3 protein-coding genes are annotated in these 6,721 nt (G+C 57.2%); all 3 read right to left on the reverse strand.

The genetic code is table 11. The annotated features are described in order from the left end of the window. Positions 1-8 precede the first annotated feature (8 nt). A complete protein-coding gene (locus ACTNBB_RS08065) occupies positions 9-992 on the reverse strand; it encodes a DMT family transporter (RefSeq protein WP_427795906.1) in 984 nt (327 codons plus the stop codon). A gap of 339 nt (positions 993-1,331) precedes the next feature. Continuing rightward, a complete protein-coding gene (locus ACTNBB_RS08070; protein WP_441057100.1) occupies positions 1,332-3,521 on the reverse strand; it encodes a YhgE/Pip family protein in 2,190 nt (729 codons plus the stop codon). Continuing rightward, complete coding sequence (locus ACTNBB_RS08075) at positions 3,522-6,296, reverse strand: YhgE/Pip family protein (protein ID WP_441071069.1); 2,775 nt, start codon at positions 6,294-6,296, stop codon at positions 3,522-3,524. Positions 6,297-6,721 lie beyond the last annotated feature (425 nt).

The raw sequence follows: 6,721 nt of genomic DNA on the forward strand, positions 1-6,721 counted from the left end.
TTATTACGTCAACGCTGGTCTAACGGAGAGTTACGCAAAAAGTCAAAGTGCGTCTCGCTCAAGATAATCGACAGGAAGATGAGCGCAAAGCCGGCAAGCAAACGCGAGGTGAGCACCTCCCCCATCAGCAGCACCGAGAACAGCACGCCCGATGGCGACTCCATCGAAAGCAGTAGTGAGCCCGTCGAGGCCGGGACATGCGCCAAGCCCACGTTTTGGATGAGCAAACCCACGCATGTGCAGCCCACCGAGAGAAATGCCATCACGCCAATAAAGCTCGGCGTCCACACGGATAAAGGCGCCTGGGTCTCGAACGGCAGCGAAGAGATCAGGCACAGCACACCGTTGCCCGCAAACATCCAAAACGTGATGACGTTGATGTCCATCTTGCGACCGTACTTAGCGGCCACCGCCATCTGGATGGCAAAGAAGACCGCGCCGCCCAGCGTAATAACATCGCCGGCATTGAACTCGACGCTATCAAGCGCCACCAAGCCAATACCCGCCAGACACAGCAACGCGGCGCCCAAGTTGTAACGGGTAAGTTTTTCGCCGCTTAGGACATAGCTCGCAAACGGAACCAAGATACAGTACGTGCCCGTCAAAAACGCGCTTTTGCCTGCCGTGGTCTGCGCCAGGCCAATCGTCTGCAAACCGTAGGCACCCCACATGAGCGCGCCCATGCCAAGTCCAACAATCAGATTTCGAGCGTTGAAATGGGCAACAATGCGCTTGTGGAAGACGGCAAGCATGACCAGCGACGCCGGAAGAAAGCGAATGTAGAGCAGCTCGAACACCGGAATGGTATCGAGCGCGTCCTTCATGGTGGTAAAGGAATAGCCCCAGATGACCGCTATCGAAAGCAGCAAGACCTTCCAGAACAGCGGCGAGCGCGCACCGGCACCGCGAGAGGCACCACCGGCACCCAGGTCTTCGCGGGCTACAGGGCTATCGGGCATATTTTCGATTTCAATAACAGCATGATGGGCCATAGGGCATCCTCGCGCTCGGTCTGGGCGTGGTGTCCGCACGCGCGCGACCGCATGCCGCCTCATGGTCAAATAAAAACGGGACGCGCCGGACCCCCGGCACGCCCCGCAACTGTAGCAACAATCAAGCAGCCCACGCAATTCAGCCCACTAAAGCGTTTTGTTCCGCCGTTCTACCGAACGGCGGACCGGCCGACGCTGCGCGAGCCGCATTCACGCCAATCTGACGTTCAATTTCAAGGGCGCGACCAGAAGGTCAGCGCCCTTTCATTTCACGTCACCTTGGCGCAAATGCGGCTCGCTCGCTGGCATTAGTGCTACATCAGCGTTAACGTTGCCGCACTAAATTAGCTTTGTCGACTCCAGCTTTTCGATAATCCAGTCGTTGGCTTTGATGACTGGACGACGGAAGACCACACCCAGGGCCAGCGACGGAATCAGATAGCTCGCCAGAATACCCAGCTCAACCCAGTACTCCATATGGTAGGCGCCAGCCATGGCGGCATGCATGGCATTGATGCCATGGGTAAACGGCAGGAACGGGTAGATCGCCTGGAACACGGGACCGGTCATCTCGATGGGGAATGTGCCGCCCGAACCACCGACCTGCATGACCAACAGCACGACAGCGAGCGCCTTGCCGATATCGCCAAACGAAACCGTAAGCGTGTAGACGATATTGGAGAACACGAGACTCGCGATCCAGCCCGCCAGCACAAACTGCAGCGGGTTGTCGCACTGGATTCCAAAGAACAAGATATCGCCGGCGCACACGAGCGTCGCCTGCAGCAAGGCCAAGCCGCCAAAGAACAAGTAGCGGCCCAAATAGATCTCGTGCAGGCGTACGGGGATGAGCTCGTTGATAAGCTCATCGTCGACCGAGACCTTCATCATGGCTGCCAGCACAATCGAACCCACCCACAGCGACAGAATCGTATAGAACGGCGCCATGGCCGAACCGTAGTTGCGAATCGGGTAGACCGGCTTGCGATCGAGCGCAACGGGGCCAGAAAGCGACGCGGCGAGGCCCTCGGGATCATTGCCGATCATCGTCTTGATCGTAGCGAGGTCATCCGACATCAAGGCGCCGTCGAGCTCGTCCTTAAACGCGCCGATCTTGTCCGACGCCTCACCCAGCTGATCGGAAGCCTTGTTGACCAGCGTCGCAGCCTTGGAGAGGCCCTTTGCCAGCGAACCGGAAGCAGCGGTCAGGCCGTCTACGGCGCTATCCAGATCGCCCGAGATACCATCGAGCGAGTCTAGAATGCCCGAGACGGTCTTCTTGAGCTCCTTGGCCTTAACCGAGAACGTGGAATCGTAATCGGATTTGGCGCCCGCGATGCCGGCCTTGGCATCGGCGATGGCCTGGTCGACCTTGGCACGCGAGTTGATGACCTCCGTCATACTCTTCGTGAGCGACGTCGCGATATTCGTCAGCTCATTGGCATTGTTGCCGTACTCATCGGCGATTCCGCCCAGCGACGTCGCGGCGGACTTGAGGCCGTCCTTCAAATTCTCATCGCTCACCTGGTCGGCAAGGCTGCAGAGCTGATCGGCCATATCATCGATATCCTTGGCGCGCGCATTGAGGGCCGAGGCGGCAGCATCGAGTTGGGACACCGTAAGCTTGACGTGCTGGTTTGCAGTGCCGAATGCCTTTTCGAGCTCGGTAGAAACGTTATCGAACGAACCTGCGCTCCCATCAATAGCAGCATCGATCGCATCGCTGGCGGACTTGAGCGCTTGCTCGGAATCGGCAATACCGCTCTCGGCATGCTGCATGAGCTGCTTCACCGACTCCTCGGTCGATCCGGACTGCTTGAGCATACCGCTCGCCGACGTCAGCGAATCGGACGTGGAGCTCAAAATGCCCGCAAGCGACGTTGCGCTGGCCTGAATGTCCTGCAGGTCCTGGACCGAATCGCCCAGCGTCGAGGACAGGTTGGCGATAAAGTTGCTCACCTGGTCGGTGCTCATGTAATCGAGCAGGCTGGACACCGTCTTAAGGCCGATGGTCGTGATGGTCTTGGTAAAGGTCTCATTGACTTGGCTCTGGACGGCGCTCGAGCCCTTCTCGGTCACAATCTGGGCAATGGCGTTGGCCTTCTGGTTCTCGTAAAACTCGATATCGGCGTGCTTCACCTCAGTCGAGAAAAGCGTCATCATGTCGGCGCTAAACGTTTTAGGGATAACGACGGCAGCGTAGTACGTGCCCGACTTAACGCCCTCGATCGCCTTATCGCGGTCGTTGAGGACGACCCAGTCGAAGTTCTCGTTGCCGCGCAGGGTGGCGGTTACGTTTTCGCCCACGTTGACCTCGACGGGAATCAGATCGCTCTCGTAGCCCTCGTCGGTGTTGACCACGGCGATCTTAAGGTTGCCGGTGTTGCCGTACGGATCCCAGCTGCCGGCGATGTTAAACCACGCATACAGGCACGGCACGATAATGAGGCCCATCACGACAATCATGCCGATCACGGAGCGAGACACGTTTTGGACATCGCGCTTAAACAGATGCAGGATGTTCTTCATTTATGCCTCACCTCCTTTGGAGTGCTTGCCGAGCGGGGCGGTGCCCCCGTCGTTTCCGTTTACGTTGTCAACGCCGTCGGCATCTTGAGCCTTACGATGCGCACCGATATGCGGCAGACGGCTCGTGGGCTGTTCGCTGTCCTTGGTGCCCCGCTCGCTCGCATTCAAGCCAAACATGCGACGGGCGGCAGGGATGGCAGCCGTGTGCTCGCGCATCTCGCGGCGAAGGTCCTCGTCCGAAAGCGCCGAGATACGCATCTGGGTATTGAGGCTCGCGCGGATATATTCGATATTGATGAGCCAGCCACAGATGGCGATAACCGAAATGATCCAGATAACGAGCAGGATGATCTTGCCGTTATTGTCGATATCGAGCACCGTCGAAAGCACAAAGAGCAGAACCTGCACGCCTACCACGGCGGCAAAACCGCCCTTGATGTAGTACGGGTAGCGATGCTCAAACGCCACGGCATGATCGAGCAGCTCGCGACGGTACGAATCCGAATCGAGCATGACGCGCATGGCCGTGCGCAGCGAATAGCGCTGGCGCGGCAGGTCGTTGGACTCGCAAATCATCATACCGGTCGTGGAAAGCTGTTTATCAAAGAGCAGGTTAAGGTTGAGCAGCAGCGGACGCAGCTGCAGGCCGATAAAGAGCGCCACGATCAAGAACACGCCCAGGATGCACAGGTTGAACAGGTAGTTGAACGAATACATGCCACCGACCGTCTCGCGCAGCAGGTTGATGCCATAGGTGAAGGGCAGCAGTGGATGCAGCCACTGGAAGAAGCCGGGCATCATCTCGATGGGATACATGCCCGACGAGCCGGGGATCTGCACAATGACGAGAATGACGCCAATGGCTTTACCGATATGCTTAAAGGTGGTGGACAGCGCATAGATGATGTTGACGTAAGTGAACGAGATAGCGATGCCGCCCAGCACAAAGAGCAGCGGATTGACGCACTGAACGCCAATGACCAGGTCGCCCACCGTAACGATAATGGCCTGGAACGCGCCCAGGATCACCAGCAGCAGCCAACGGCCGAAGTAGCCCTGGCGCGCCGTAAAGCTGCCAATGCCCTCGCGATCGACCTCGAGCTTGTAGATGGCGATGAGCACATAGCCGCCTACCCACAGCGCCAGATTAGTGTAGAAGGGAGCGATGCCCGAACCAAAGCTCTTGACCGGATAGATCGACTTGGACGTCAACTCAACCGGAGATGCCATGAAATCTGCCACGTCATTGACATCGACGCCCATCAGATCAGACAGCTCGCCCATGGACTCGGAGGTCTGCAGCGCCGCGATGTCGTTGGCAGCGGTCGCAAGTTTGTCCTGAACCTTGGCAAGTGAGGCATCGGTCTGGGACAGCGTGGTCTTGGCCTGCTTGAGCGTGGCATCGAGCTGCGATAGCGTACCGCGCGCATTGGCGATTGTAGGTGTGAGGCCCGACACGATACCGGTTAGGTCGCCCGATACAACCGAGAAAGAGTCGAGCGCGCTGGAAGCCTTCGGCAGCGCATTTTGACCAAGATCCGTCTGAGCCTGGCTGATGTTGGCCGTACCGGTCCGAATTGCAGTATCGATAGCGTCGCTGGCGCTCGAAACGGCCGAAGCGTCATTCGTAATAGCGCTTGACTGATCGGAGAGATTAATCTTGACGGCCTGAAGGCTCTCATTTTGCCCTCGAAGCATATCAATCGCAGACGCGATCAGCGCATTAACTTCTTCCGAGCCCGTCGGCGCGCTGTCGGCCAGCTTCTGCAGACTCTCGATAAGAGTCTTGTTATGCTTGATCGTCGCCTGAAGCGATTTGAGCGAGCTGTCGATACGAGTGGTTGTGGACTTCAAGGCACCCGTCATCTTTCCGACTGCGGTGTACGCGGAAGCCGACGTCTTGCTCAACGCGGCGCTGCCCTCCGAGAGCGCCTTAGAGAGCGAGGTGATGGAATTACCCGCCGTGGCGCGAGCCTCGCCCAGCAGGTCGTTGCCTTGGGAGATCGCCTGCGTCAGCGACGGCGCCTGACCCTGTAGACCGGCAAGTGCTGCATCTGCCGAGGCAATGGAACCACTCGTCTTATCGATGGCGGCATTCATGTCGCCAATCGAACCACGCACCTCGCCCAAGGTATCGGATGCTTCGGACACCGAACTTGCCAGCGAATCCTGGGTCTGGGTTGCCTTGTCCTTTAAATCGACTCCGGCATCCTTGGCGATACCGGCAACGGTCTCGCCCGCCGTGGAGACAAATTCCGAGTTGATCTGCTCCTCGATGGTGTTGGCACCGGTGTCGGTAACCTTCGGCGCAATAGCGCTCTTCTTCTCATTGACGTAGTACGTAAGCTTGGGCTGATGGTAGTTGCCGTCGAGCATCGAAACCAGGTTATCCGAGAAGTTCTTGGGGATTACGATGGCCGCATAGTACTCACCGCTCTCGACGCCCTCTTTGGCATCGGCCGCCGAATCGACGAAGGTCCAGCCCAGCCGATCGTTCTCCTTGAGCTGATCGACGACCTTATCGCCTGCGTTGAGCTCGCCCACCAAGTCGTTTTGGGTGCCCTGATCGTTGTTGGCGATGGCAATCTTGATACCCTGGGTGTTTCCGTACGGATCCCAGTTGGCAACGATGTTGTACCAGGCATACAGCGAGGGAATAACACACACGCCGAGGGTAACCACCAGGGCGACGGGGTTCACGATCAATCGCTTGATGTCGCGTTTAAAGATTGCAAAGGAGACCTTTGCATCGGATAGTTTGCTGCCGAGACTCACGCTTGGACCATCCATCCTGTCGTTGAATCGAATCGTACTATCGATAACCATTGTACGAAGGCGTTTTAACGTCTCGATGCACAATGGTATTGAGTTTTGCGGGTAGCAATATACTACGAAGATGAGTTAACGTACAGTTGTACAGTATCTTAAATTTCAGCAGGTCACAAAACCACAACCCGCACAAATTAGCAACCCAACTAGTCGTTGGGGACGTTCTTTAGTCATTAGGGACGCTCTTAAACGACCAGTCAAACAAGAACGTCCCCAACGACTAGTTTGGACCACGGTAACGTCGATGTTTTGGCAATGCCAGCGAGCGGGCACCAGAGCGAACAAATTGGCATGAAAAGAGGACGGCATAGACCTTCTGGTCATGCCGTCCTCTTTGAGTGACCTGTCTCTTATACACATCTGACGCTGCC

Origin of the sequence: Collinsella sp. HCP28S3_B9 (genome assembly GCF_052066095.1) — a bacterium.
GTDB lineage: Bacteria > Actinomycetota > Coriobacteriia > Coriobacteriales > Coriobacteriaceae > Collinsella.

Excerpts from the sequence above, each read along its gene's own strand:
- ACTNBB_RS08065 (WP_427795906.1), bottom strand. The coding sequence starts at position 992 with ATGGCCCATCATGCTGTTATTGAAATCGAAAATATGCCCGATAGCCCT.
- ACTNBB_RS08070 (WP_441057100.1), bottom strand. The coding sequence starts at position 3,521 with ATGAAGAACATCCTGCATCTGTTTAAGCGCGATGTCCAAAACGTGTCT.